Annotated in this window: 22 protein-coding genes; 13 read left to right on the top strand and 9 right to left on the bottom strand. The window is 73.3% G+C overall.

Annotated features, from left to right (window positions below; genetic code table 11):
* Positions 1 to 197 precede the first annotated feature (197 nt).
* Entirely contained in the window at positions 198 to 1862 is a 1665-nt protein-coding gene (locus ACWDRR_RS41970; RefSeq protein WP_449777586.1) for an APC family permease, read from the bottom strand.
* Positions 1863 to 2255: 393 nt separating this feature from the next.
* Between ACWDRR_RS41970 and ACWDRR_RS41965 the strand changes: the two genes are divergently transcribed.
* The 7 genes from ACWDRR_RS41965 to ACWDRR_RS41935 all read left to right on the top strand — a co-directional run bounded on the left by ACWDRR_RS41965 (position 2256) and on the right by ACWDRR_RS41935 (position 8303).
* The gene (locus ACWDRR_RS41965) at positions 2256 to 2558 is read left to right on the top strand and encodes an urease subunit gamma (RefSeq protein WP_402386646.1); all 303 of its coding nucleotides are present in this window, start codon (positions 2256 to 2258) and stop codon (positions 2556 to 2558) included.
* 11 nt (positions 2559 to 2569) lie between these two features.
* Entirely contained in the window at positions 2570 to 2881 is a 312-nt protein-coding gene (locus ACWDRR_RS41960) for an urease subunit beta (protein WP_449777590.1), read from the top strand.
* Positions 2874 to 4616, top strand: a complete 1743-nt coding sequence (locus tag ACWDRR_RS41955) for an urease subunit alpha (RefSeq protein ID WP_449777585.1) — start codon at positions 2874 to 2876, stop codon at positions 4614 to 4616. Before ACWDRR_RS41960 ends, ACWDRR_RS41955 begins: the two co-directional genes overlap by 8 nt.
* The gene (locus tag ACWDRR_RS41950) at positions 4616 to 5281 is read left to right on the top strand and encodes an urease accessory protein UreF (RefSeq protein WP_449777584.1); all 666 of its coding nucleotides are present in this window, start codon (positions 4616 to 4618) and stop codon (positions 5279 to 5281) included. The genes ACWDRR_RS41955 and ACWDRR_RS41950 overlap by 1 nt, the downstream gene beginning before the upstream one ends.
* A complete protein-coding gene (ureG, locus tag ACWDRR_RS41945; protein WP_449777583.1) occupies positions 5271 to 5996 on the top strand; it encodes an urease accessory protein UreG in 726 nt (241 codons plus the stop codon). Before ACWDRR_RS41950 ends, ureG begins: the two co-directional genes overlap by 11 nt.
* A complete protein-coding gene (locus tag ACWDRR_RS41940) occupies positions 5993 to 6835 on the top strand; it encodes an urease accessory protein UreD (RefSeq protein WP_449777582.1) in 843 nt (280 codons plus the stop codon). Before ureG ends, ACWDRR_RS41940 begins: the two co-directional genes overlap by 4 nt.
* Positions 6836 to 6992: 157 nt before the next feature.
* Positions 6993 to 8303, top strand: coding sequence for a DUF2254 domain-containing protein (locus ACWDRR_RS41935; protein WP_449777581.1), 1311 nt, complete (start codon positions 6993 to 6995; stop codon positions 8301 to 8303).
* A gap of 52 nt (positions 8304 to 8355) precedes the next feature.
* Here ACWDRR_RS41935 and ACWDRR_RS41930 read toward each other — a convergent pair whose 3' ends face one another.
* Positions 8356 to 9309 (bottom strand): serine/threonine dehydratase, encoded by a 954-nt coding sequence (locus ACWDRR_RS41930; RefSeq protein WP_449777589.1) that lies wholly within the window; start codon positions 9307 to 9309, stop codon positions 8356 to 8358.
* A gap of 300 nt (positions 9310 to 9609) precedes the next feature.
* Here ACWDRR_RS41930 and ACWDRR_RS41925 point away from each other — a divergent pair, with 300 nt between their 5' ends.
* Complete coding sequence (locus ACWDRR_RS41925) at positions 9610 to 10473, top strand: EamA family transporter (protein WP_449777580.1); 864 nt, start codon at positions 9610 to 9612, stop codon at positions 10471 to 10473.
* Between the two features lie 64 nt (positions 10474 to 10537).
* On the opposite strand, the gene ACWDRR_RS41920 is transcribed toward ACWDRR_RS41925, so the two are convergent.
* Both ACWDRR_RS41920 and ACWDRR_RS41915 read right to left on the bottom strand, forming a co-directional pair.
* Positions 10538 to 10903 carry a hypothetical protein gene (locus tag ACWDRR_RS41920; RefSeq protein ID WP_449777579.1) on the bottom strand — a complete coding sequence of 122 codons (366 nt, stop codon included), beginning with the start codon at positions 10901 to 10903 and terminating at the stop codon, positions 10538 to 10540.
* Complete coding sequence (locus tag ACWDRR_RS41915; protein WP_449777578.1) at positions 10900 to 11214, bottom strand: SAV_915 family protein; 315 nt, start codon at positions 11212 to 11214, stop codon at positions 10900 to 10902. The genes ACWDRR_RS41920 and ACWDRR_RS41915 overlap by 4 nt, the downstream gene beginning before the upstream one ends.
* Positions 11215 to 11470: 256 nt before the next feature.
* Here ACWDRR_RS41915 and ACWDRR_RS41910 point away from each other — a divergent pair, with 256 nt between their 5' ends.
* From ACWDRR_RS41910 to ACWDRR_RS41900, 3 genes are all read left to right on the top strand, one after another.
* Positions 11471 to 11896 (top strand): helix-turn-helix domain-containing protein, encoded by a 426-nt coding sequence (locus tag ACWDRR_RS41910; RefSeq protein ID WP_449777577.1) that lies wholly within the window; start codon positions 11471 to 11473, stop codon positions 11894 to 11896.
* Complete coding sequence (locus ACWDRR_RS41905) at positions 11889 to 12245, top strand: DUF4180 domain-containing protein (protein ID WP_449777576.1); 357 nt, start codon at positions 11889 to 11891, stop codon at positions 12243 to 12245. Before ACWDRR_RS41910 ends, ACWDRR_RS41905 begins: the two co-directional genes overlap by 8 nt.
* A gap of 240 nt (positions 12246 to 12485) precedes the next feature.
* Positions 12486 to 14705 carry an NADP-dependent isocitrate dehydrogenase gene (locus ACWDRR_RS41900; protein WP_449777575.1) on the top strand — a complete coding sequence of 740 codons (2220 nt, stop codon included), beginning with the start codon at positions 12486 to 12488 and terminating at the stop codon, positions 14703 to 14705.
* A gap of 111 nt (positions 14706 to 14816) precedes the next feature.
* Here ACWDRR_RS41900 and ACWDRR_RS41895 read toward each other — a convergent pair whose 3' ends face one another.
* Complete coding sequence (locus tag ACWDRR_RS41895; RefSeq protein WP_449777574.1) at positions 14817 to 15815, bottom strand: YdcF family protein; 999 nt, start codon at positions 15813 to 15815, stop codon at positions 14817 to 14819.
* A gap of 91 nt (positions 15816 to 15906) precedes the next feature.
* Positions 15907 to 17373 carry an MFS transporter gene (locus ACWDRR_RS41890; protein WP_449777573.1) on the bottom strand — a complete coding sequence of 489 codons (1467 nt, stop codon included), beginning with the start codon at positions 17371 to 17373 and terminating at the stop codon, positions 15907 to 15909.
* Positions 17374 to 17516: 143 nt separating this feature from the next.
* On the opposite strand from ACWDRR_RS41890, the gene ACWDRR_RS41885 reads away from it, so the two are divergent.
* Positions 17517 to 18227 (top strand): TetR/AcrR family transcriptional regulator, encoded by a 711-nt coding sequence (locus tag ACWDRR_RS41885; RefSeq protein WP_449777572.1) that lies wholly within the window; start codon positions 17517 to 17519, stop codon positions 18225 to 18227.
* Between the two features lie 96 nt (positions 18228 to 18323).
* On the opposite strand, the gene ACWDRR_RS41880 is transcribed toward ACWDRR_RS41885, so the two are convergent.
* The 3 genes from ACWDRR_RS41880 to ACWDRR_RS41870 form a co-directional block, all read right to left on the bottom strand.
* Positions 18324 to 19298 carry a cytochrome c oxidase assembly protein gene (locus ACWDRR_RS41880; RefSeq protein WP_449777588.1) on the bottom strand — a complete coding sequence of 325 codons (975 nt, stop codon included), beginning with the start codon at positions 19296 to 19298 and terminating at the stop codon, positions 18324 to 18326.
* Between the two features lie 233 nt (positions 19299 to 19531).
* Positions 19532 to 20260, bottom strand: a complete 729-nt coding sequence (locus ACWDRR_RS41875; RefSeq protein ID WP_449777571.1) for a TNT domain-containing protein — start codon at positions 20258 to 20260, stop codon at positions 19532 to 19534.
* A gap of 211 nt (positions 20261 to 20471) precedes the next feature.
* Positions 20472 to 21170 carry a hypothetical protein gene (locus ACWDRR_RS41870; RefSeq protein WP_449777570.1) on the bottom strand — a complete coding sequence of 233 codons (699 nt, stop codon included), beginning with the start codon at positions 21168 to 21170 and terminating at the stop codon, positions 20472 to 20474.
* Positions 21171 to 21720: 550 nt separating this feature from the next.
* Here ACWDRR_RS41870 and ACWDRR_RS41865 point away from each other — a divergent pair.
* Positions 21721 to 22515 (top strand): AfsR/SARP family transcriptional regulator, encoded by a 795-nt coding sequence (locus ACWDRR_RS41865; protein ID WP_449777587.1) that lies wholly within the window; start codon positions 21721 to 21723, stop codon positions 22513 to 22515.
* Positions 22516 to 22722 lie beyond the last annotated feature (207 nt).

The following is a 22722-nucleotide window of genomic DNA, read 5'->3' as shown; positions in this document are numbered from 1 at the left end:
GCGGATGGGTGGGTAGGCGGGAACGGTCTACTTGGGCGGCTTCTTGCCGGTGACACCCAGGTACACCAAGGGAGCGAGGTTGGGCTTCAGGTCCTCCCCCGACGCCCCGGGGATCGGCTTCGGGCCCGGGGGCGAGCGGCGAGAGGACGGGCCCGCCGGTGTGAACCGGCGGGCCCGTCCTGCGGTCTGAGCGGGGGTCAGTGACCGCCCGCGTCGACCACCTCGATGTCCTCGATGTTCTGCTCGATCGCGTCGGCCGGCAGCGCGACCCGGATCGCCCAGAAGTAGACGGCGAGGGCGAAGACGGCGACGATGCCCATGTCCCACCACATCGGGATGTTGCCCCGGCCCTCGCCGAAGCCGCCCTGCCAGGAGATCAGGCCGAGGCCCACCAGGTAGACCGGCAGCCACTGGGCAGCTCGCCAGTCCAGGCGCGGGGCGTTCGGCAGGCCCTTGCGGATCGCGTACGCGGCGTAGCTGCCGAGCAGGACGTAGCCGAGGACGATCGCGATGCCCAGACGGGACAGGGTGTGCCAGCCGGCCCAGTAGATGATCAGGCTGGCGACCACGAAGGCCAGCGGGGAGATCACGCCGCCGAGCGGGAGCCGGTAGGAGCGCTCACGGGCGGGCAGGCGCCGGCGCAGTGCGCCGAAGGCCAGCGGTGCGCCGGCGTACATCAGCACGCTGGCGGAGGTGATGAAGCCGACCAGCTCCTGCCAGCTCGGGAAGGGCAGGAAGCAGACCACGCCGGTGACGAAGGAGAGGATCAGGCCGAACCACGGCACGCCCCGGCTGTCCAGCTGCTCGAACTTCTGCGGCGCGTAGCCGTTCTTGCTCAGGCCGTAGGAGATGCGGGAGGTGGAGGTGGTGTAGATCAGGCCGGTGCCGCCGGGGGAGACGATGGCGTCGAAGTAGAGCACCCAGGCCAGCCAGCCGAGGCCGACCAGGGTGGCGAGGCCGGCGAACGGGCCCTCGATGCCGGGGAAGTCGAGCTTGTCCCAGCCGTTGGCGAAGGAGCTGATCGGCAGCGCACCGATGAAGACGACCTGGAGCAGGACGTAGATCAGGGTGCCGATGGCGACCGAGCCGAGCACCGCGCGGGGGATGTCGCGCTTGGGGTTGCGGCTCTCACCGGAGATCTGGATGGCCTGCTCGAAGCCGAGCAGCGCGAAGATGATGCCGCTGGAGCTGATCGCCGCGAGCACGCCCTTGATGCCGAACGGGGCGAAGCCGTGCGAGGTGAAGTTCGAGCCGTGGAAGTTGGTCAGCGCGAGCACGAAGATCGTGAGCAGCGGGACGAAGATCTTCAGCCAGGTGGCGATCGAGTTGGTGTGGGCCAGCACCCGCACACCGAGGAAGTTGACCGCGACGAAGACGCCCATCAGCAGCACGGCGACGATGAAGCCGCTGGTGGTGAGGGTGCCGTTGTCGTTCAGGAAGCTCTTGGCGAACTCCCAGTGACCGGCGTAGCCGATCATGGCTTCGACCTCGATCGGCGCCACGGTCGCGGCCTGCAGCCAGGAGAACCAGCCGAAGGACATGCCCGCCAGACCGCCGAAGGCGTAGTGCGGGTAGCGGGCGGTACCACCGGCGACCGGGAAGAGCCCGCCGAGTTCGGCGTGCACCAGGGCGAGCAGCACGATGGCGACGGCGCCGATGCCCCAGGAGATGAGCGCGGCCGGACCGGCGACCATGACCGCGTTCTTGGCGCCGAACAGCCAGCCGGAGCCGATGATCGAACCGACCGAGGCCCACAGCAGGCCGATCAGGCCGACCTCGCGGCGGAGCGACCGGTGGGTGGGTGTCCCGGAGTCGGGAGAAGTGCCGGTGCTCGGCGGGGACAGCTGGTTGAGGGATGCCATGCGAAATCTCTCTGGTGTGTGGGGGCCCCGGCGGACGGAGCGCGGAGAGTTGCCACACAGTAGGCGTATTCATAGGCCTATGCACAGATTTCATTACTGAATGTTTACCTACTTCGCGGGATATTCCCGCTGGTAGGGGGCCCTCTGTTCATGTGCGTGTTACGTGACTCGCCAGTAGGTCCAGCATTTGAGCGCGAATTGAGCTTGCGCACAAGATCCGGCAATGTTGACGGCAAATAGGGTTATAGAAATAGTGCGGACCGTATAGGGATACCGGGTGGAACCGGTGAGGTCGCCTGCCGGCCGGGTGGTTCGTCCGCTACGGTATGCGCCACTACCGCGGCACAACGTCGTGTCCGCGCGCTCTGAACCCCCCTCATGAGGTGCGCGCAGATGAAACTCACCCCCCACGAGCAGGAACGCCTGCTCATCCACGTGGCCGCCGACGTGGCCCGCTCCCGCCGGGCGCGGGGCCTGCGGCTCAACCACCCCGAGACGGTCGCCCTGATCACCTCGCACGTCCTGGAGGGCGCCCGGGACGGCCGGACCGTCGCCGAACTGATGGACTCCGGCCGCAAGGTGCTCACCCGGGACGACGTCATGGACGGCATCGCCGAGATGATCCCGGACGTCCAGGTCGAGGCGACCTTCCCGGACGGGACCAAGCTGGTCACCGTGCACGGGCCGATCCAGTGAGCGCCGAGCGCGTGATCCCGGGTCAGATCCTCTACGGGGAGGGCGCGATCGGCCTCAACACCGGTCTGGCCGTCACCCGGCTGACCGTCGTCAACGGCGCCGACCGGCCCGTCCAGGTCGGTTCGCACTACCACTTCGGGGAGGCCAACCCCGGGCTGGAGTTCGACCGGCCGGCCGCCCGCGGCCTGCGGCTGAACATCCCCGCCGGCACCGCCGTCCGCTTCGAACCGGGCATCCCGGTGGAGGTCGAACTCGTGCCGCTCACCGGCCGGCGCGAAGTCCTGGGCCTGCGCGGCGAGACGGGAGGGGCGCTCGATGACTGACCGGCCCGCTCCCGCCCTGTGGCTGACCCGCGAACGCTACGCCGACCTGTACGGGCCGACCACCGGCGACCGCATCCGGCTCGGCGACACCAATCTGCTGATCGAGGTCGAGGAGGACCGCAGCCGCGGCGGTGACGAGGCGGTCTTCGGCGGCGGCAAGGTGATCCGCGAGTCGATGGGCCAGGCCCGGACCAGCCGGGCCGAGGGCGCCGCGGACACCGTCATCACCGGCGCCGTGGTGCTCGACCACTGGGGCGTGGTCAAGGCCGACATCGGAATCCGGGACGGCCGGATCACCGCGCTCGGCAAGGCCGGCAACCCCGAGACCATGGACGGCGTCCACCCCGGCCTGGTGATCGGCCCGGAGACCGAGGTGATCTCCGGCAACGGCCGGATCGTCACCGCCGGCGCCGTCGACGCCCATGTCCACTTCATCTGCCCGCAGTTGGTGGACGAGGCGCTGGCCTCCGGCGTCACCACCCTGGTCGGCGGCGGCACCGGGCCGGCCGAGGGCACCAAGGCGACCACGATCACCCCGGGCGCCTGGCACCTCGGCCGGGTCTTCGCGGCGCTGGACGGCCTGCCGGTCAACATCGGCCTGCTCGGCAAGGGCAACACCGTCAACCGGGCCTCGATGCACGACCAGCTGCGGGCCGGCGCGCTCGGGTTCAAGATCCACGAGGACTGGGGTGCCACGCCTGCCGCGATCGACGCCTGCCTCCGGGTCTGCGACGAGACCGGCGCCCAACTCGCCATCCACACCGACACGTTGAACGAGGCCGGGTTCGTCGGCGACACCCTCGCGGCGATCGCCGGGCGCGGCGTCCACGCCTACCACACCGAGGGCGCGGGCGGCGGCCACGCGCCGGACATCATCACCGTGGTCGGCGCCGCGAACGTGCTGCCCAGCTCCACCAATCCGACCAGGCCGCACACCGTCAACACCGTCGACGAGCACCTCGACATGCTGATGGTCTGTCACCACCTCAGCCCGCACGTACCGGAGGACCTCGCCTTCGCCGAGTCCCGGATCCGGCCGTCCACCATCGCCGCCGAGGACATCCTGCACGACCTCGGCGCCATCTCCATCATCAGCTCCGACTCCCAGGCCATGGGCCGGATCGGGGAGGTGGTCCTGCGCACCTGGCAGACCGCCCACGTGATGAAGGCCCGGCGCGGCGCACTCGCCGGGGACGGCCGGGCCGACAACCACCGGGCCAGGCGCTACGTCGCCAAGTACACCATCAACCCGGCCGTCGCCCAGGGCCTGGACGGCGAGATCGGCTCGGTCGAACCGGGCAAGCTGGCCGACCTGGTGCTCTGGTCGCCCGCCTTCTTCGGCGCCAAGCCGGACATCGTGGTCAAGGGCGGCCAGATCGCCTGGGCCCAGATGGGCGACGCCAACGCGTCCATCCCGACGCCCCAACCGGTGCTGCCCCGGCCGATGTTCGGCGCCATCGGGCGCTCGGCGGCGGCCAACTCGCTCAACTTCACCGCGGCGGCGGCGATCGAGGACGGCCTGCCCGGGCGGCTGGCCGAACAGCTCGGCGTGGCGAAGGAGTTCACCGCGATCCGGAACACCCGCGGGGTCACCAAGGAGCACATGGTCAACAACAGCGCCCGCCCGGATGTCCGGGTCGAGCCCGACACCTTCACCGTCACCATCGACGGCGAACTCGTCACCCCCGAACCGGCCACCGAACTGCCGCTCGCCCAGCGGTACTTCCTCTTCTGATGGGCCTCGCCGCACTGCTGCTGCTCGCCGACGGCCGGTTCCCCGCCGGCGGGCACGCCCACTCCGGCGGGGCCGAGGCGGCGGTCCGGGCCGGGCGGGTGCGGGACACCGCGAGCATGACGGCCTTCCTCACCGGGCGGCTGCACACCACCGGGCTGGTCTCCGCCGCCCTGGCCGCGGCGGCCGCCGCCGGGCAGGACACCGCCCGGCTCGACGCGGCCGCCGAGGCCCGCACCCCCTCACCCGCCCTGCGCGCCACCAGCCGCCGGCTCGGCCGGCAACTGCTCCGGGCCGCCCGCGCGGCCTGGCCGCACCCCGGACTGGACCGGCTGGCGGCCGAGTTCCCGCGCGGCGCGCACCAGAGCGTCGTCCTCGGCACCGCCGCCCTGGCCGCCGGTCTCACCCCCGCCCAGGCCGCGACCGCCGCCGCCCACGAGAGCGTCAACGGCCCGGCCACCGCCTGTGTGCGGCTCCTGGGCCTCGATCCGTACGAGGTCGCGGCCGCGCTGGCCCGCCTCGCCCCTCAACTCGACACCGTGGCCGAGGCCGCCGTCGCCGCCGCCCTGAGCGGGGACCCGGACGCGCTGCCCGCCGCCTCCGCGCCGCTGCTCGACGTCTACGCCGAGCAGCACCACTCCTGGAAGGTCCGCCTCTTTGCATCGTGACCACGCCGACCCCGTCGACGCTCCCGTCCGCCACACCTACGCCTCCACCTCCGCCGCCACCACGTCCACCACAGCCGGCGCCGCCGCCGGGGGTGCCCGCCGGCGCGCCCTGCGGATCGGCCTCGGCGGGCCGGTCGGCTCCGGCAAGACCGCCACCGTCGCCGCGCTCTGCCGGCTGCTCCGCGCGGAGCTGTCGCTGGCCGTCGTCACCAACGACATCTACACCACCGAGGACGCGGAGTTCCTGCTCCGCAACGCCGTCCTGCCGCCCGAGCGGATCACCGCCGTGGAGACCGGCTGCTGCCCGCACACCGCGATCCGCGACGACATCTCCGCCAATCTGGAGGCCGTCGAGGAACTGGAGGAAGCGGTCGGGCCGCTCGACCTCGTCCTGGTCGAGTCCGGCGGCGACAACCTCACCGCCACCTTCAGCCGGGGCCTGGTCGACCACCAGATCTTCGTCATCGACGTCTCCGGCGGTGACAAGATCCCGCGCAAGGGCGGCCCCGGGATCTCCACCTCGGACCTGCTGGTGATCAACAAGACCGACCTCGCCCCGCTGGTCGGCGCCGACCTCGACGTGATGGCCCGCGACGCCGCCGCCCAGCGCGGCGCGCTGCCGACGGTGTTCTGCGCGCTCACCTCGCCCGACGGCGTGGCGCCCGTCGCCGCCTGGGTGCGCGAGCGGCTGGCCGACTGGCGCACCCGGCCGTGACGGCCCGCACGGGAACGGCGCCGGCCGGGGCGGTGCGGCTCGACGTCCAGCCCCGGCCGGCCCCGGCCCCGTCCCCGCCGGCCCCGGCCGCCCCGGCCCCACCGGCCCGGGCCGCGCTGGTGGCCCGGGCCCGGGTCCGCGCCGAGCCCGACGGGCGGGGCACCACCGCGCTGCCCGTCCTGTCCGGTGCCGGACCGCTCGCCCCGCGCCGCACCCGGGACGCGGACGGCGGAGCCCATGTGGTGATCGTCGGCTCGATGGCCGCGCCGCTCGGCGGCGACCGGCTGGCACTCGCGGTCGAGGTGGCCGACGGCGCGGCCCTCACCGTGACCAGCGCGGCCGCCACCATCAGCCTGCCCGGCCCGGGGCCCGCCCGGTACGAGGTCGAACTGACGGTGGGCGAGGGCGCCCGGCTCGACTGGCGTCCCGAACCCGTGGTCGCCGCCGCCGGCAGCCACCTCGTGCTGCACACCCGGATCACCCTCGCCGCGGACGCCCGGCTGCGCTACCGCGAGGAGCAGGTCCTCGGCCGCCTCCACGACTGGGCGCGCGCGGCCGGCCCCGGCCGGCTCACCTCCCGCCTCACCGTCCGCCGGGCCGGCCGGCTGCTGCTCGACCAGCAGACCGACCTGGGCCCCGGCGCCCCCGGCTGGGACGGCCCCGCCGTCCTCGGCGGCCACCGCGCCACCGGTCAGCTGCTCACCGTCGGCCATCCGGCGCCCGCACCGCCCGTGGACGGGGACGCCGCCCTGCTCGTCCTGCCCGACTCCGACGCCCACCTGCTCACCGCCGCCGCCCCCGACGCGCTCGCCCTCCGGCGGGCGCTCGGCGGACACTGAGCCGGGGCCGCCCCGCCGAGGGCGGCCCCGGCCGGCCGGCCGTTCCCCGCCGGCCGACCCGGCCGACCCCGGCCGACCCGTGCACCTCGCCCGGCCGGGCGCGCGACGCCGCGCGCTGATCCGCCCGGCGCGCCGGTACAAGGCCCAGCCTGGGGCGATGACCGATCGCCGGCCCGTCCGCTACCGCCCGCTCTCGCCCCTGCGCGAGCACCTGCGGGAGTCGTTCTGGTTCGCCCCGCTGGTCACCTGCATCGCCGCCGTGCTGCTCTCCGGTGCGACGGCCTGGCTGGACGAGGCCGTGGTCACCGCCACCGTCGCCGAGACCGGCTCCGCGGACGAGCTGATGCGGTTCACCGGCGCGGCCAAGAGCGTGGTCTCGACGGTGAGTTCGGCGATGCTCACGTTCATCGGCGTGGTCTTCTCGATCTCGCTGGTCGCCCTGCAGATGGCCGCCAGCCAGTTCTCCCCGCGCGTGCTCCGGCTGTACGTGCGCAGCCGGCTCACCAAGGCCACCTTCTCGGTCTGCCTGGCGACCTTCCTGTTCGCCCTGCTCGTCCAGCTCAGCTACGACGACTCCACCGACCCGGCCGAGGTCACCTCGGTGCCGATCTTCTCCGGGCTGGGCTCCTTGCTGCTGGTGCTGCTCAGTCTGGCCCTGTTCGTGCTCTACGTGCAGTCCACCATGCGGCTGCTGCGGGTGCCGCACGTCATCGACCGGGTCGCGAACGAGTCGGTGGCCGTGATCCTCCAGTACCGGCTGATGCCGCCCGACGCGCAGCCGCCGGGCGTTCCCGAGGGGGCGCCCACCCTGCTGCACGAGGGGCGCTCCGGAGTGCTGCGCGACATCAACATCGGCCGGCTGGTGCGGATCGCCCGCAAGCACGACGTGGTGCTCCATCTCGTGCCCAGGATCGGCGACTTCATCACGCCCGGTACGCCGATCGTCCGGGTGGCCGGGGCCGTCGGCCGCCCGCCGCGCCCGCGGGGGATCGCCCTGGCGCTCAATGTGGGCGTCGACCGCACCATGCACCAGGACCTCAGCTTCGGCTTCCGGCAGCTGGTCGACATCGCGATCCGCGCGCTCTCGCCCGCCGTCAACGACCCGACCACCGCCGTGCAGGCGATCGACCGGATCCACCAGCTGCTCGGGATGCTGGTCCACGAGAGCTTCGGGGACCTCTGCTTCCGCGACCGGGCCGGCGCCGTCCGGCTGGTCGAGCCGGTGCCGGACTGGCAGTCCGTGGTGGACCTCGCGTTCACCGAGATCCGGCTCTGCGGCTCCGGTCACCCGCAGGTGACCCGCCGGCTGGCCGCCGCCCTGGACGATCTGCTGCGGATCAGCCCCGAGCAGCGCCGCCCACAACTCCTGGAGCAGCGGCGCCTGTTGGACCGGGCAGTGGTCGAGCAGCTGCCCGACCCCGAGGTCCGCGCGTTCGCCCTGGTGCCGGACCGCCAGGGCATCGGCTGAGCGGCCCGAGCGGCCCCGAGTTTTCAGAGCCGCCCGGACCGGCCCGCGCCGGTCAGCCGGCCGCCACCAGGTCGGAGGGGTCGGTGTTGGCGCCGCAGAGCAGTACGGCGATCCGCCCGCTGTCCGCACCGGCCGCGACGTCCGTGCCGTCCAGGCCCGCCACCGCGGCGAGCGCGGTGGCGGCCGCGTGCTCGACGGCGATCCTGCGCTCGTCCCACAGCTCCTGCCGGGCCCGGACGATGGCGGCGTCCGGCACCAACACCGTACGGACGCCGTCCTGTTGGGCGGCGTGCACGGCAAGTGCGGTGGCCCGGCGGGCCCCCAGCGAATCCGCGGCCACCGACTCCACCGGGACGTCCACCGGCCGGCCGGCTGCCAGCGCCGCGTCCAGCGCCCGGCTCCCGGCCGGCTCCACCGCCACCACCCGGACGCCGTGCGCGCGTGCCGCGGCGGCCACCCCGGCGAACAGTCCGCCGCCGCCGACCGACACCACCACCGTGTCCAGGCCCGGCAGTTGGGCCCGGATCTCGTCCAGCACCGTCCCGGCCCCGGCCGCGATCAGCGGGTGGTCGTACGCGTGCGAGGCGAGCGCGCCGCTGCCGGCCGCGAACTCCTCGCAGGCGGCCAGCGCTTCGGCGTACTCGCGACCCGCCAGCCGCACCTCGGCCCCGTAGGAGCGCAGCCGGGCGACCTTGACCGCGGGCGCGGTCTCGGGCAGGAACACGGTGGCCCGCACGCCGAGTTCGCGGGCTGCCCAGGCACAGGCCAGGCCGGCGTTCCCGCCCGAGGCGATGGTCACGCCGGCGGCCGGCAGGGTGCCCGCCTCGGTGTGCGCGAGCAGGAAGTTCTGTGCCCCGCGCGCCTTGAAGCTGCCGGTGTGCTGGAGGTACTCCAGCGCCAGCCAGACCCGCCCGCCGTCGTCGCCGGGGGCCACCACCACCGGTCGGACCCGCCCGGCGATCCGCCGCCCGGCCGCCTCGACCTCGCCGTACGTCAGGTGCTCCACGCTGCTGCTCTTCTCGGTCCGGGGGCGGAAGCCGACTTCCACCGCGTCACCGCCGACGGTACGTCGCGGCGGCCCGCAAGCAGAAGATCACGACCGGTCGGCCCCTGCCGCGCGGGGGTCGCTCCCGGCCGACCGCGTAGGCTGACGCCCATGCGTTCCGTGATCCTGCCGCCGCCCGTCCGCTAGCGGGCGGCCCACTCCACGATTCCCTGCCCGGTGGTGCTGCCGCCCCCGGGCCGGTGGATGCCGCCCGCGCCCACCGCGGACCTCACCCGGCTCACCATCGTGGAGAACCAACGCATGACCATGCATGCCGCCGTGCCGCTCCGGCACGGTCTGCTGTCCATCTCGGCCGCCGCCGTCGCCTGGGGCGTGGGCGGGGCCGTCGCCGCGCTGCTGCTGCGCACCACCGGGCTCGGCCCGGTGGCCGTCTGCTTCTGGCGGTTCGCCGTCGCGGCCGGCTGCCTGGCCCTCGTCCCCACCGGCCGGCGGCGCGCCGGTACCCGCGGCGCGGCCGTGCTCACCGGCCTCGGGCTGGCGGTCAGCCAGTGCGCCTACTTGGGCTCGGTGCAGTACGCCGGTCTCGGCCTCGGCACCTTGATCACCATCGGTGCGGGGCCGGTGCTGACCAGCCTGGGCGCCCGACTGCTGCTCGGCGAGCGGCTCACCGCGCGGGCGTCGGCCGCGATCGTGCTCGCCCTGGGGGCTCTCGCCCTGCTGGTCGCCGCCCCGGCGGCCGGCCCGCGCCCGGTGCTGGGCGTCGCGCTCGCGGTGCTGGCGGGCGCCGGGCAGAGCGGCCTCACCCTCTGGGCGCGCGGCGGCGGTTCGGCCCGGGCGAGCGGCGGTGCCTTCACCACGGGCATGCTCTGCCTGCTGCCCCTGGCCGCGGTCGAGGGGGTGCTGCCGACCGCGGGCGGCCCGGCGCTGACGGTGGGTGCGCTGCTCTTCCTGGGGACCGTCCCCACCCTGCTCGCCTACCGCTGGTACTTCACCGGCCTGACGGCCGTGCCCGGTGCCACCGCCGCCGTGCTGGTGCTGCTGGAGCCGGCGACCGCCGCGCTGATCGCCGTCGTCTGCTTCGGCGAGCCGGTGACCCCGGCCCTGCTGGCCGGCTCCGCCCTGCTGCTGGCGGCCATCGCGCTGCTCACCCGCGAGAGCGGCTGAACGGGTCCGCCCGCCCGGCCCTCCCCGGCACGAGCGCGAGGGGGAGGGCACGGACGGGCCGCTCCTACGGCACCGGTCGCAGCGTCGGCGGTCCCGGCGTCAGGGCGCGCAGGACGAGATCGACCTGGACCCGCACGGCGCCGGCGCGGATCAGCGCGGTGGAGACCGCCCGCAACTCCTCCGGGCCGGTGCAGGCGAGGCGCAGTTCGAGGTCGGCGCCGCCGGCCAGCGCGAACCCGCTGCGGATCGCCGGGAACTCGGCGGCCAGCCGGTCGAAGTCGAGCGGTACCGGGCCGAAGCCGACCCGGACGAGGGCGTGCAACGGCCGCCCGCCGTCGGTGCGCAGGCTCTCCTCGGGCCGGGTGGCCGGGTCGGGCCGGCGTACCGGTTCGGGGGGCCGGGCGCCGGGGACGAGCCGCAGCGCCGTCACCGGTGCTGGAGCTGGGGCCGGGCGGCCGGTGCGGCGGGCTCGGCGGGTGCCGGGCCCCGGGCGGGCCTGGCGGGCGGCGCCACCAGGCGGGGGTCCAGCACCAGGGCGTCGACGCCCAGCGGCGCGGTGAGCGCGCGAAGTGCCGGCTCGGCGAGTTCGGTGGAGGCCTGGTCCGGCCCGAGGAGCGCGGTCAGCGCCTCGGTGGTGGCGAAGCCCACCGCGCAGCGGCGGCCGTCGCGCAGGCGGAAGAGTCGGAGGGCGGTGGTGGATCCGGTGACGGTGACCGGGACGTGCCAGACGACGCGGGCCATGCGGTGCTCCCGAGGAGTGGTGGGGCCTGCCGGAACTGCTGACTCCGACGCTAGGGCGGCTTCGCCCCGCCGGTCGCCGTCCTGACGCGGCGTTGACCGAATGCGGTGCTGTGTTGACGGAGTCCTAACGGTCCCGTGGCTTCTCCTCTGCCGGTCCTACCCTTCCCTTCCGCTAGACCTTCCTTTCCTTCCTTACCCTTCCCTTTCTCATGGTAGTTTGCGTAATGATAGGGAAGCATGAAGGGAGTGACGCCTGGTGGCGCAGTACTACTCGGTGGAGCAGGTGGCCGAGCTGCTGGGTCTGCACGTGCGCACCGTGCGCGGCTACGTCCGGGACGGCCGCCTCAGGGCGACCAGGATCGGCAAGCAGTACCGGATCGCCGCCGGGGACCTCGCGGAGTTCACCGGCGCCCCGGAGCCCGTGCCGGCCGCGGCGCAGCGCCATGCCGAGGCCTCCACCATCGTGCAGATCGACGCGATCGGGACGGCGGAGGCCGCCCGGCTGGCCAACACCCTGATGGCGGCGGTCGCCGGCCCCCGGGAGGGCAGCCCGCTGCGCATCCAGACCCTGCACGACGAGCAGCGCTCGACGCTCAAGGTGATCATCCTCGGCGAGCTGGCCGACACGGCCGAGCTGCTCGTCATCGTCAACGCACTGATCAGGGAGAACACAGATGTCTGAGTCCGCCGTCACCGTCCTGCGCCTCGCCGCCGACGGCCCGCCGGTGCGCGACGAGCGGGACGCCACCGACGTGCTCGGCGACGCGTTCGGGACCGGCGCCTCCTGGGTGGTGGTGCCCGTGGAGCGCCTGGAGGACGACTTCTTCCGGCTGAGCACCCGGGTCGCCGGCGGGATCGTGCAGAAGTTCGCCACCTACCGGGTCGGCCTGGCCGTCGTCGGCGACATCTCCCGCCACACGGCCGACAGCGGCGCCCTGCGGGACTTCGTCCGGGAGAGCAACCAGGGCGGCCAGCTCTGGTTCCTGGCCGACGAGGCCGCGTTCGACGCCCGGCTCGGCATCCGGCCGTGACACCGGCCCGCGGCCGCGGCACCCGGTCACAGCGGCGGTGCACCGCCGCGGCCGCTGCCGGCCCGCCCGCCCGCCACGCCGCTCCGCTTGCCCGGCGCCCGCCCCGGGACGACGGTGGAGCTGACCGCCGCGGGCCCGCCCGGGCTCCGGCGCGCACTCCGGGGCGGGGGGAGGTGGAGCGAACGGGCGAACACGAGATATCTTGACATCAAGACGTTGGAGACGTGAAGCGGAGTACCGATGACTGACTCGACCATCATCTATACGCACACCGACGAGGCGCCGGCCCTGGCAACGTACTCGTTCCTGCCTGTGGTGCAGGCTTACGCCTCGACGGCGGGTGTGCGGGTGGAGACTCGCGACATCTCCCTCGCCGGGCGGATCATCGCGAGCTTCCCGGAGCGTCTGGAGGAGGGCCAGCGGATCGAGGACGCCCTCGCCGAGCTCGGCGAGCTCGCCAAGACCCCGAGCGCGAACATCATCAAGCTGCCGAACATCTCGGCCTCCATCCCGCAGCTGAAGGCGGCCGTCGCCGAGCTGCAGGCGCAGGGCTACGCGCTGCCGGACTACCCGGACGACCCGCAGACGGACGAGGACAAGGACGTCCGGGCCCGTTACGACAAGGTCAAGGGCAGCGCGGTCAACCCCGTCCTGCGCGAGGGCAACTCGGACCGCCGCGCCCCCGCGTCGGTCAAGAACTACGCCAAGACGCACCCGCACCGCATGGGCGCCTGGACGGCCGACTCCAAGACCAACGTCGCCACCATGGGCCAGAACGACTTCCGTTCCACCGAGAAGTCCGCGGTGATCCCCTCCGCCGGCTCGCTGCGCATCGAGCTGGTCGCCGAGGACGGCACCACCACCGTGCTGCGTCCGTCCGTCCCGGTGCTGGCCGGCGAGGTCGTCGACGCCTCGGTGCTGCGCGTCGCCGCGCTGCGCGAGTTCCTGGCGGCCCAGGTCGCCCGCGCCAAGGCCGAGGGCGTGCTGTTCTCGGTGCACCTCAAGGCCACCATGATGAAGGTCTCCGACCCGATCATCTTCGGCCACGTGGTCCGCGCCTTCTTCCCGAAGACCTTCGCCGCGTACGGCGACGCGCTGGTCGCCGCCGGTCTGAACCCGAACAACGGCCTCGGCGGCATCCTGGGCGGTCTCGACAAGCTGGCCAACGGCGCCGAGATCAAGGCCTCCTTCGAGGCCGAGCTGGCCGAGGGCCCGGCCCTGGCCATGGTCGACTCCGACAAGGGCATCACCAACCTGCACGTGCCGAGCGACGTCATCGTCGACGCCTCGATGCCGGCCATGATCCGCACCTCCGGCCACATGTGGGGCCCGGACGGCAACGAGGCCGACACCCTGGCCGTGCTGCCGGACAGCAGCTACTCCGGCGTGTACCAGGCCGTCATCGACGACTGCCGCGCCAACGGCGCCCTGGACCCGGCCACCATCGGCTCGGTGCCGAACGTCGGCCTGATGGCCCAGGCGGCCGAGGAGTACGGCAGCCACGACAAGACCTTCGAGATCGCCGCCGCCGGCACCGTCCGGCTCGTCGACGCCGAGGGCAACGTCGTCCTGGAGCAGGCCGTCCAGGCCGGCGACATCTTCCGCGCCTGCCAGACCAAGGACCTGCCGATCCAGGACTGGGTCAAGCTGGCCGTCACCCGCGCCCGCGCCACCGGCGACCCGGCCGTCTTCTGGCTGGACGAGGGCCGCGCCCACGACGCCGTGCTGATCGAGAAGATCAAGACCTACCTGCCGGAGCACGACACGGCCGGCCTGCAGATCGAGATCAAGACGCCGGTCGAGGCCACCACGTTCTCGCTGGAGCGCATCCGCCGCGGCGAGAACACCATCTCGGTCACCGGCAACGTGCTGCGCGACTACCTGACCGACCTCTTCCCGATCCTGGAGCTGGGCACCAGCGCCAAGATGCTGTCGGTCGTCCCGCTGATGAACGGCGGCGGCCTGTTCGAGACCGGCGCCGGCGGCTCCGCCCCGAAGCACGTCCAGCAGCTGGTCAAGGAGAACTACCTGCGCTGGGACAGCCTGGGCGAGTTCTTCGCGCTGGCCGCCAGCTTCGAGCACCTGGCGCAGACCGCCGACAACGCCCGCGCCCAGGTGCTGGCCGACACGCTGGACCGCGCCACCGGCACCTTCCTCAACGAGGACAAGTCGCCGAGCCGCCGCCTCGGCGGCATCGACAACCGCGGCAGCCACTTCTACCTGGCCCTGTACTGGGCCCAGGAGCTGGCCCAGCAGACCGCCGACGCCGAGCTGGCCCAGGCGTTCGCCGGTCTGGCCAAGGCGCTGGCCGACCAGGAGCAGGCCATCGTCGAGGAGCTCATCGCGGTGCAGGGCTCGTCGGTCGACATCGGCGGCTACTACCAGCCCGACCCGGCCAAGGCCGCGGCCGTGATGCGCCCGTCGAAGACCTTCAACGAGGCGCTGGCCAACCTCGGCTGACCACGGCCGGGAGTCGGCACCGCGCCGACACCGAGGTGTACCGGGAGGCCCCCGGGTCCGTTCGCGACCCGGGGGCCTCCCCGCGTCGGGCGGCGCCGGCTCCCGGGCGTCTCACCAGCGCCAGCCCGCCACCGCCCCGGCCGCCGCGAGCAGCAGGACGGCGGCGGTGTTCACCCGCGGGTACATCAGCGCCGTCGCGACCACCTCGCGCAGGGCGGCGCTGGGCCAGTAGTACCCGGCCGTCGGCGCACCGACGACCTGCCCGGGCACGCCCGCCCGGCGGGTGGTGACGGCGGAGCGGAGCACGTGGAAGCTGCTGGTCACCACGGTGCAGTGGTAGCCGGGCCGCTCGCGCTCCATCAGCTCCCGGCTGAAGGCCAGGTTCTCGGTGGTGTTGGTGGCCTTCTCCTCCAGCCGGATCCGCTCGCGCGGGCAGCCGGCGGCGACCAGGTGGGCCGCCATCGCCGAGGCCTCGGTGCAGCTCTCGTCCGGGCCCTTGCCGCCGGTCACCAGCAGCAGCGGCGCGTGCCCGGCCGCCTCCTCGGCCCGGTAGAGCGCCACCGCGCGGTCCAGCCGGGAGGCCAGCAGCGGTGGTACCTCGCAGCCGTCCAGCCCGGCGCCCAGCACCACCAGGTAGTCGGCGCCGGGGCGCGGCGAGAGCCGCCGGTACAGCAGGGTGTAGCCGAGGAAGCAGAGCAGCAGGAACGCGCCGTAGCCGCCGAGCAGCACGGCGGCGCCGGCCGCCGCCCGCAGCGCCCGGACGCTGAGGTAGGTGGCCGAGAGCAGCAGCGCCAGCAGGGCGAGCAGGGCCGCGCCGGCGAGCAGCGCGAGCAGGCTGGCCGGCCGGGTGCCCTCCCGCCGGACCATGGTGACCCCGTTGGCCACCAGCAGGGCCGCCGCCACCAGCCCGCTCAGCCAGACCGCGCCCGCCACCGCGGCGGTGACGGCGCTCGCGGCCGGCGCGGAGAAGTGGCCGACCGCGCTCACCGTGCCGAGCGCCGCGCAGACGGCGATCAGGCCGAGCAGCACCCCGTTGCCGAACCGTCGCGGTTCCTGGATCCGGGAGAGCAGCACCACGGCGAGCAGGGCGGCCATCAGAAGGGCTTGCATGCCCGGATCCTAGGCACAGACGAGCGGGCGCCGCCGCCTGCCGGGCTGGTCCCGGCGGGCGGCGGCGCAGGAGGCGGGGCCGGGGGCAGGCTCACCCCTCCTCGTGCGGGCGGGCGTGGCGGGGCAGCAGGAAGGCGACCAGGAAGGCCAACGCGAGCAGACCGGCGCAGAGCCCGAAGGTCCAGCCGGCCGCGTGCCGGAAGCCCTCCGGACCGGCCCAGCCGAAGAAGGCGGTGCCGAGCAGTGCGACGCCGATCGAGCCGCCGAGCTGCTGCTGCGCGTTGAGCACGCCGGAGGCCGAGCCGGTCTCCGCCTCCTCCACACCGGCCAGGGCGATGTCGAAGAACGGCGCCATGATCAGGCCGAGACCGAAGCCGGTGCCGGCCAGGGCGGGGATCAGCTCCCAGCTGGTCAGGCCGCCGGCCCAGTGCTCCACCGAGGCCCAGAGGCCGAGCGCGCCCGCGGCGGCGACGGCCGTACCGGCGTGCAGCACCCGGCGGCCGTACCGGGGCCCGAGGACGCCGCCCGAGAGGACGGCGCCGGCCACGATGCCGAGCGAGAGCGGGATCATGCTGAGGCCGGAGTGCAGCGACGTCCAGCCGAGGCCGAGCTGCAGGTAGAGGGTGAAGGTCAGCAGCAGGCCGGAGAGCGCGGCGAAGAAGACCAGCCCGGTGGCCAGCGCGGAGGTGAACGCCCGCTTGGCGAACAGCGAGGGCTCGATCAGCGGGGTGCCGCCGCGCCGCAGCGCCCGGCGCTGGTGGAGGACGAAGAGCCGGAGCACCGGCAGCGAGGCGGCCATGGCCGCGTACGTCCAGAGCGGCCAGCCCAGCTCGCGGCCCTGGACCAGCGGGTGCACCAGCAGCAGGACGGCGGTGCTGAGCAGCAGGACGCCCACCGGGTCGAGCCGGCCGGCGCCTTCGGTCCGGGTGGTCCGGTTGGCGGGCAGGATCCGGACGGCGGCGACCACGGCGAGCACGCCGAGCGGCAGGTTGATCAGGAAGACCATCCGCCAGCCGGTGCCGAACCAGTCGGCGTCGGTGAGGTAGCCGCCGAGGGTGGGGCCGAGGACGGAGGAGAGCCCGAGGACCGGTCCGAACAGGCCGAAGGCGGCGCCCATCTCCTCGGGCGGGAACATCGCCTTGATCAGACCGAGCCCCTGCGGGATCAGCAGCGCGGCGAACAGGCCCTGGACGGTCCGGGCGGCGATCAGGGTGCCCGAGCCGGTGGCGGCCGCGCAGAGCACCGAGGCGAGCGTGAAGCCGGCCGCGCCGAGGACGAACAGGCGCTTGCGGCCGAAGAGGTCGCCGAGCCGGGCGCCGGTGATCAGCAGCACGGCGAAGGCGAGCGTGTAGGAGGCGGAGATCCACTGGATCTGCGCGTCACTGCCGCCGAAGTCGCGCTGGATGGCGGGGGAGGCGACGCCGACGATCGTGGTGTCGAGGAGGTCCATCACCTCGGCGGCCAGGATCACCGCGAGCGCGGCCCAGCGCAGCCGGTACCCGGCGGGTGCGGGCTCGGCCGCCGGGGCGGTCGGGGGAGGGGCGGTCTGACTGGTCATGAGTGGGCGCTCCGGAATCCCGAGGGTGGGCGAACGATGTTCGCCTAGACGAACACTGTTTTCTGCAACGAACAGTGTTCTCCCATGGAACGGTGTTCGTGTCAAGTACCCTGGGACTCGTCGCCGACCACGAAGGAGCCCCGATGACCAGCGCCGCCCCGCGTCCGAGCTGGCCAGCGCACTGGCAGGAGAAGGAGAAGGCGTCGGCCAAACGCCAGCCGCTGAGCCGCGAACGGATCGTCGAGGCGGCGCTGCGGATCGTCGACGCCGAGGGGATGGACGCGCTGAGCATGCGCCGGGTCGGCCAGGAGCTCGGCACCGGAGCCGCGAGCCTCTACGCCCACATCGGCGGCAAGGAGGAGCTGATCGAGCAGGTCCTCGACCTCGCCTACTCCGAGATCGAGCTCGAACAGCCCGACGCGGCCGACTGGCAGGAGCAGATCAAGCGGCTGTTGCGCCGCTCCCGGGACGTCCTGCTCGGTCACCGGGACCTCGCCCGGGCCGCCGTGGTGGCCAATGTGCCGACCACCCCGCACGCCATGGACGTCGCCGAGGCCATGCTCGGCATCCTGCGCGCGGGCGGCCTCGACGAGCAGACCGCCGCGTACGGGGTGGACCTGCTCGGGCTCTACACCACGGCGACCACCTTCGAGGTCTCCACCCGCGGCGGCGGGAACTCCCAGGACTACACCGACCACGTGCGGGAGTACTTCGACACCATCCCGGCGGACCGCTACCCGATGATCACCTCGATGGCGGTCGCCCTCACCCGCAACGTCGGCGACGAGCGCTTCGAGTTCGGCCTGGACATCCTGGTCGCCGGCCTCGCCCGCCAGGACGGCCGGCAGGCCTGAGCCGCGGACGCCGGTGACTCCGGGGCCGCCGGCCGGGGCCGGGAACGACGGAACCCCCGCCCGGTGGGCGGGGGTTCCGTCTGCGGTCGGGGGCGGTCAGCCGGCGTCGGCCGCCGGGGCGGGCCGCTGACCGCGCTTGTCCAGCGAGGCGAGGTAGGCGTTGTACGCGGCCAGCTCGGCGTCGCCGCTGCGGTCCTCGGCGCGGTCCCGGCGGCGGGACACCCGCTGCTCGGAGCGCATCCACTGGTAGACCAGCGCGATCAGCACGATCGCGGTCGGGATCTCGCCGAACGCCCAGGTGATGCCGCCGGCCAGCTTCTGGTCGTCCAGCAGCCTCGTCCCGGGCGGCGCCGCCTCCTCGGTGAAGGTGGTCACCAGCGGGTGGCTGGCCATCATCACCGCGACGCCGAAGAAGGCGTGGAACGGCATCCCCATGAACAGCTCGATGATCCGCATCACGTGGCCCGGCCGGTGCGGGCCCGGGTCCACGCCCATGATCGGCCAGAAGAACGCCAGCCCGGCGGCGAGGAAGTGCACCATCATGAAGATGTGCCCGAGCCGGTACTGCATGAGGAAGTCGAACAGCGGGGTGAAGTAGACCCCGTAGAGGCTCGCGATGAACAGCGGGATGGTGAAGCCGGGGTGCGAGACCACCCGGACGAAGGTGCTGTGCAGCAGGGCCACCAGCAGCTCGCGCGGCCCGCGCGGCCGGCCCTTGCCGGCCGGGCGCAGCGCCCGCAGCGCCAGCGTGATGGGCGCCCCGAGCAGCAGCAGGATCGGCGACAGCATCGAGAGCACCATGTGCTGCATCATGTGCGCGCTGAACAGCACCATGCCGTAGTCGTTCAGACCGGTGCAGGTGACCAGGATCACCGAGCCGATGCCCAGCACCCAGCCGACCGACCGCCCGATCGGCCAGCGGTCACCGCGCCGGTACAGCCGGACGACGCCCGCGCCGTACAGCGCCAGGGCGGCCAGGCTGCCGATCAGGAACACCCAGTCGGGGGACCAGGTCATGACGTTGGAGAGGGAGAACGGGCCCAGCTCTGCCATTCCGCCGTGGTGGTGCATCCCTGACATTCCGTCGGCCATCGGCGGGTCCTGCTTTCCCTCTTCGCGGCCCCTGGGTGGGTCCGGTTCGCCCGTTTTGCTTGCCTCCACAGCCTAGGCGGGCCTTACGGCGGGGCTTCCCCCGCCCCCCGTCCGCGGGGTGCCGGCGCCGGGGCCCCGGGCCGCCGCGCCGGGCGGGGCGGTGCGCCGGTCGCCGACCGTGCGCCGCCCCGCCCGTTCCGCGCGGGCGACGGTCAGGACCCGTGGCTCTTCGTCTGGCAGAAGCCCTTGTCCTTGTGCTCGCTCAGGTAGCCCGCGTCCAGCAGCCCGGCGACGTCGAAGGTCTTCAGCTTGGGGTCGTTCGGCTTGAGGTCCGGGTCCAGCCACTGCTGGAGGCCGTAGCCCGGCTGGGAGAAGGCGCCCGCGATGTGGCCCTGCTGGACCTTGAACGACCTCTGCACCTCGAAGCAGTGGTAGTTGGCCTCGCCGCCGTTGAGGGAGTCCGGCGGGAGGGCGCGCTGGGCGAACGGCGTGCCACCGGGGGCCAGGAACCTGCCGCGCTCGTTGCCCCCGAAGCGGTCCAGCTTCTTGCCGGCCGTGAGGTCGACCTCGGTCATGTCGAGGTTGCCGCCGTTGTCCACGAAGCCGTTGTGGTCCGGGTACAGCCAGCCCCGCCAGTCCCGGTACCAGTCCAGGAAGCGCGCCGGCGTCACCCCGCCCAGCCGGTCGTAGTCCACCAGCAGCGGCTTCAGCACCGGGTCCGCCGGCAGCACGACCGGGCCGAGCTCCGGCCGGGAACACAGGTACCGGTCCGCGCCGGGGTCGCGGACCGGCGGGACATTGGCGCATTCGTCGATCGGCACCGACCGGGCGGCGGACGATTGGGCGGCGGACGACTGGGCGACGGCGGTGCCGGTCGCGGCCAGCCCGGTCAGGGGCAGGACGGCTGCCATCGTGAAGGCGGCGAGAGCGGGGCTGCGCATGGGCGGTTCCGTTCGGGGAGGGGGAGGGGAGCGCCGCGGCCGGCGGCTCGCACGGCGAGCTGGGTGACGGCGTGCACACGCACAGTGACACGCGGCCATACGGTTGGTGCGCGGATCACCTGCCCGCCTCCGCCGCGCCCACCCGGTCGGCCCATCGCTGCCGACCACGGTCCGTGCGGTTTGTGGGTTGCCTCGGGCCGTGCGGTGGTCGTCAGTCGTCCCAGGCCGCCGCCGTGCTCCCGGCGGTCATGAGCAGCCAGCCGAGGACGGGGATGCCCAGGGTGACGGCGAGCGGCCACTGGGTCGACATGAGGATGAGGCCGCCGAAGAACGAGAGGAAGGAGATGAAGACGGCGAGGAGGGAGGGGCCCGCTTGCATGCCGGAGCGCCACCAGGTCAGGCCGTGGGCGGTGAGGGCCGATCCCAGGCCGGCCAGGAGGGCCACCTTCAAGGCGGTCAGCCAGGGTGTGTGCGGATTCTGGGCGCGGTGCCCGTGGTACGAGAGCTCGGACACGTGCCCGCGGAAGACCGTCAGGTCGACGGCCGCACCGACTCCCGTGTCGTTGTAGAAGGCCTTGCCGACCGTGTAGGTGTGCTTGGGGGCCGTCTCGCGTACCACCGTCAGCAGGTAGGTGGTGCTTTCGTCGCTGTTGTCGACCCTCCGCGCCGTCACCTTGCCGGTCTCGTGCAGTACGCAGTCCGTGCCGGGCGTGGCCGCCGCCGTGCCGCACGCCGGGGCGTGGTGGTAGGCGCCCACCGCGTGGTAGCCGTCGACGAACCAGGTGAAGCAGAGCACGGTGGTGGCCATTCCGGCCAGCAGGAACAGGGCCTGCGTCAGCACACGGACGGCCGGGCCGGCGATCCGTCGGAATCCACCGGGCGGTCTCGCGTCCCTGATGCGCGCCTTCATCGCAGCCCCCTCGATCGCGTCCCCGGGCACCTCCCCGATGCCCGCGACGATGCTTGCAGGGACGTGGCCGTCGGGGGGAGGGGCCCGGCGTCCTTGTGACGAACCTGTGGAAGTCCGATCGATGCGCCTCTGCCGGAGCCGCCTTCGCCGGCTCTCCCGGGCGAGCCGGCCATCGGCACCACCCTCGACGTCACGCGCACTGCCGAGGAACTCACCCGGGCCGGCCGTTCGAGCTCGCTGCTTTCGTTGCGGTGGCGGACAACTTTCGAGGTGAGGTGCCGGGGTGTGATGGGTGTGCGCTGGGGGCTGTGTCCGGTGCGACCTCTCGACTGGAGACCACATCAGTGAGCATGAACAAGCAATGGCCCAGGTCGTCAACGTGGCAGAGGATGCCGGTGACCGTACCGGTGGGTGTGCTGATCGTGGGAGGGACGGCGTACCACGCGTTCCGCGGCGCCCCTGCCGCAGCCGTGGGCTGCCCAGGTCGTCACGGTGACAGTGGCGGTGATCGGCGATGAGGACGGGGAACGCCGATGCCCGGGTTCCGGCGCTGAAGGACGACCTGCGGGTCCGTGTTCTCGGCCCGATCAGAGCGATCGTCGGGGGCGCGGAGGAGACTCTGGGAGGCACCAAGCAGCGGACGATGCTGGCTGCGCTTGTGCTGGCCAAGGGGCGCTTGCTGTCGGACGCCCAGATGAGCCGCCTCCTGTGGGACTGTGATCCGCCGAACACCGCCGGCGCGCAGATCCACACCTATGCGTCGAGGTTGCGCAAGCACCTGGGGCCGGGAGTGCCGATCGCTCGGGTGCAGTCGGGATATCGGATCGACATGAGTCAAGTCCATTGCGACCATGTGGAGTTCGACGAGCTCGCCCGGGCCGGCCGGGTGGCGCTCGACGGGGGGCAGTGGGCCAGGGCTTCTGAACTGCTCGGACGGGCGCTGGACCTGTGGGACGGCGACGCCCTGGCGGACGGCACCAAGTGGTTGGCCGCGATCGAGGGGCCGGTCTGGGAGGAGCGGCGGCGCGCCGCTCACGAGTCTCGAATCGAAGCCGATCTCGCGCTCGGTCGGCACCGCGAGCTGATCGCGGAGCTCAGCGGGCTGGTGGCGGCCTTCCCGTTCCAGGAGCGGCTCCGCGCGCAGCTGATGGTCGCGTTGTCCCGCTCGGCCCGTCAGGCCGAAGCCGTGAGTCTGTTCAACGACGGACGGCGGCTGCTGGTGGAGGAGCTGGGCATCGACCCGAGTCCGGTCCTCACGAACACCTATCAGGAAATCCTCAGAGGTACGACCGCCCAGGAGCCCGATCGGGCGGGCACCGTTGGGCGACGTTTCGGCAGCGGGTGAGAGGGCGCGGCCCGAAGGAGCGAGCGGCCCACCGGCTCCCGGCGGACGGCCGGCAGGCGAACCGGCCCTGCGCCGCACCCCACTCCCCCCGCTCCCGACGAAGGCCCCCGGTCGCCGCGGCAGACAAGCCGATCGTGTGGTCCGGCGACGCGACCCCTCTGCGCTGGACGGCGATGTTCACCACCCACACGCCACCGACCGTCATCG

This window comes from Kitasatospora sp. NPDC003701 (assembly GCF_053587085.1).
Note: the sequence above shows the minus strand (reverse complement) of the source record. Positions and strands in the feature narration are given on the sequence as shown.

Coding starts and splice junctions, on each gene's coding strand:
- ACWDRR_RS41880 (WP_449777588.1), bottom strand. CDS start 19,298: ATGCACCACCACGGCGGAATGGCAGAGCTGGGCCCGTTCTCCCTCTCC.
- ACWDRR_RS41925 (WP_449777580.1), top strand. CDS start 9,610: ATGACCATGCATGCCGCCGTGCCGCTCCGGCACGGTCTGCTGTCCATC.
- ACWDRR_RS41870 (WP_449777570.1), bottom strand. CDS start 21,170: ATGAAGGCGCGCATCAGGGACGCGAGACCGCCCGGTGGATTCCGACGG.
- ACWDRR_RS41955 (WP_449777585.1), top strand. CDS start 2,874: ATGACTGACCGGCCCGCTCCCGCCCTGTGGCTGACCCGCGAACGCTAC.
- ACWDRR_RS41905 (WP_449777576.1), top strand. CDS start 11,889: ATGTCTGAGTCCGCCGTCACCGTCCTGCGCCTCGCCGCCGACGGCCCG.
- ACWDRR_RS41890 (WP_449777573.1), bottom strand. CDS start 17,373: ATGACCAGTCAGACCGCCCCTCCCCCGACCGCCCCGGCGGCCGAGCCC.
- ACWDRR_RS41885 (WP_449777572.1), top strand. CDS start 17,517: ATGACCAGCGCCGCCCCGCGTCCGAGCTGGCCAGCGCACTGGCAGGAG.
- ACWDRR_RS41970 (WP_449777586.1), bottom strand. CDS start 1,862: ATGGCATCCCTCAACCAGCTGTCCCCGCCGAGCACCGGCACTTCTCCC.
- ACWDRR_RS41900 (WP_449777575.1), top strand. CDS start 12,486: ATGACTGACTCGACCATCATCTATACGCACACCGACGAGGCGCCGGCC.
- ACWDRR_RS41950 (WP_449777584.1), top strand. CDS start 4,616: ATGGGCCTCGCCGCACTGCTGCTGCTCGCCGACGGCCGGTTCCCCGCC.
- ACWDRR_RS41935 (WP_449777581.1), top strand. CDS start 6,993: ATGACCGATCGCCGGCCCGTCCGCTACCGCCCGCTCTCGCCCCTGCGC.
- ACWDRR_RS41915 (WP_449777578.1), bottom strand. CDS start 11,214: ATGGCCCGCGTCGTCTGGCACGTCCCGGTCACCGTCACCGGATCCACC.
- ACWDRR_RS41875 (WP_449777571.1), bottom strand. CDS start 20,260: ATGCGCAGCCCCGCTCTCGCCGCCTTCACGATGGCAGCCGTCCTGCCC.
- ACWDRR_RS41895 (WP_449777574.1), bottom strand. CDS start 15,815: ATGCAAGCCCTTCTGATGGCCGCCCTGCTCGCCGTGGTGCTGCTCTCC.
- ACWDRR_RS41965 (WP_402386646.1), top strand. CDS start 2,256: ATGAAACTCACCCCCCACGAGCAGGAACGCCTGCTCATCCACGTGGCC.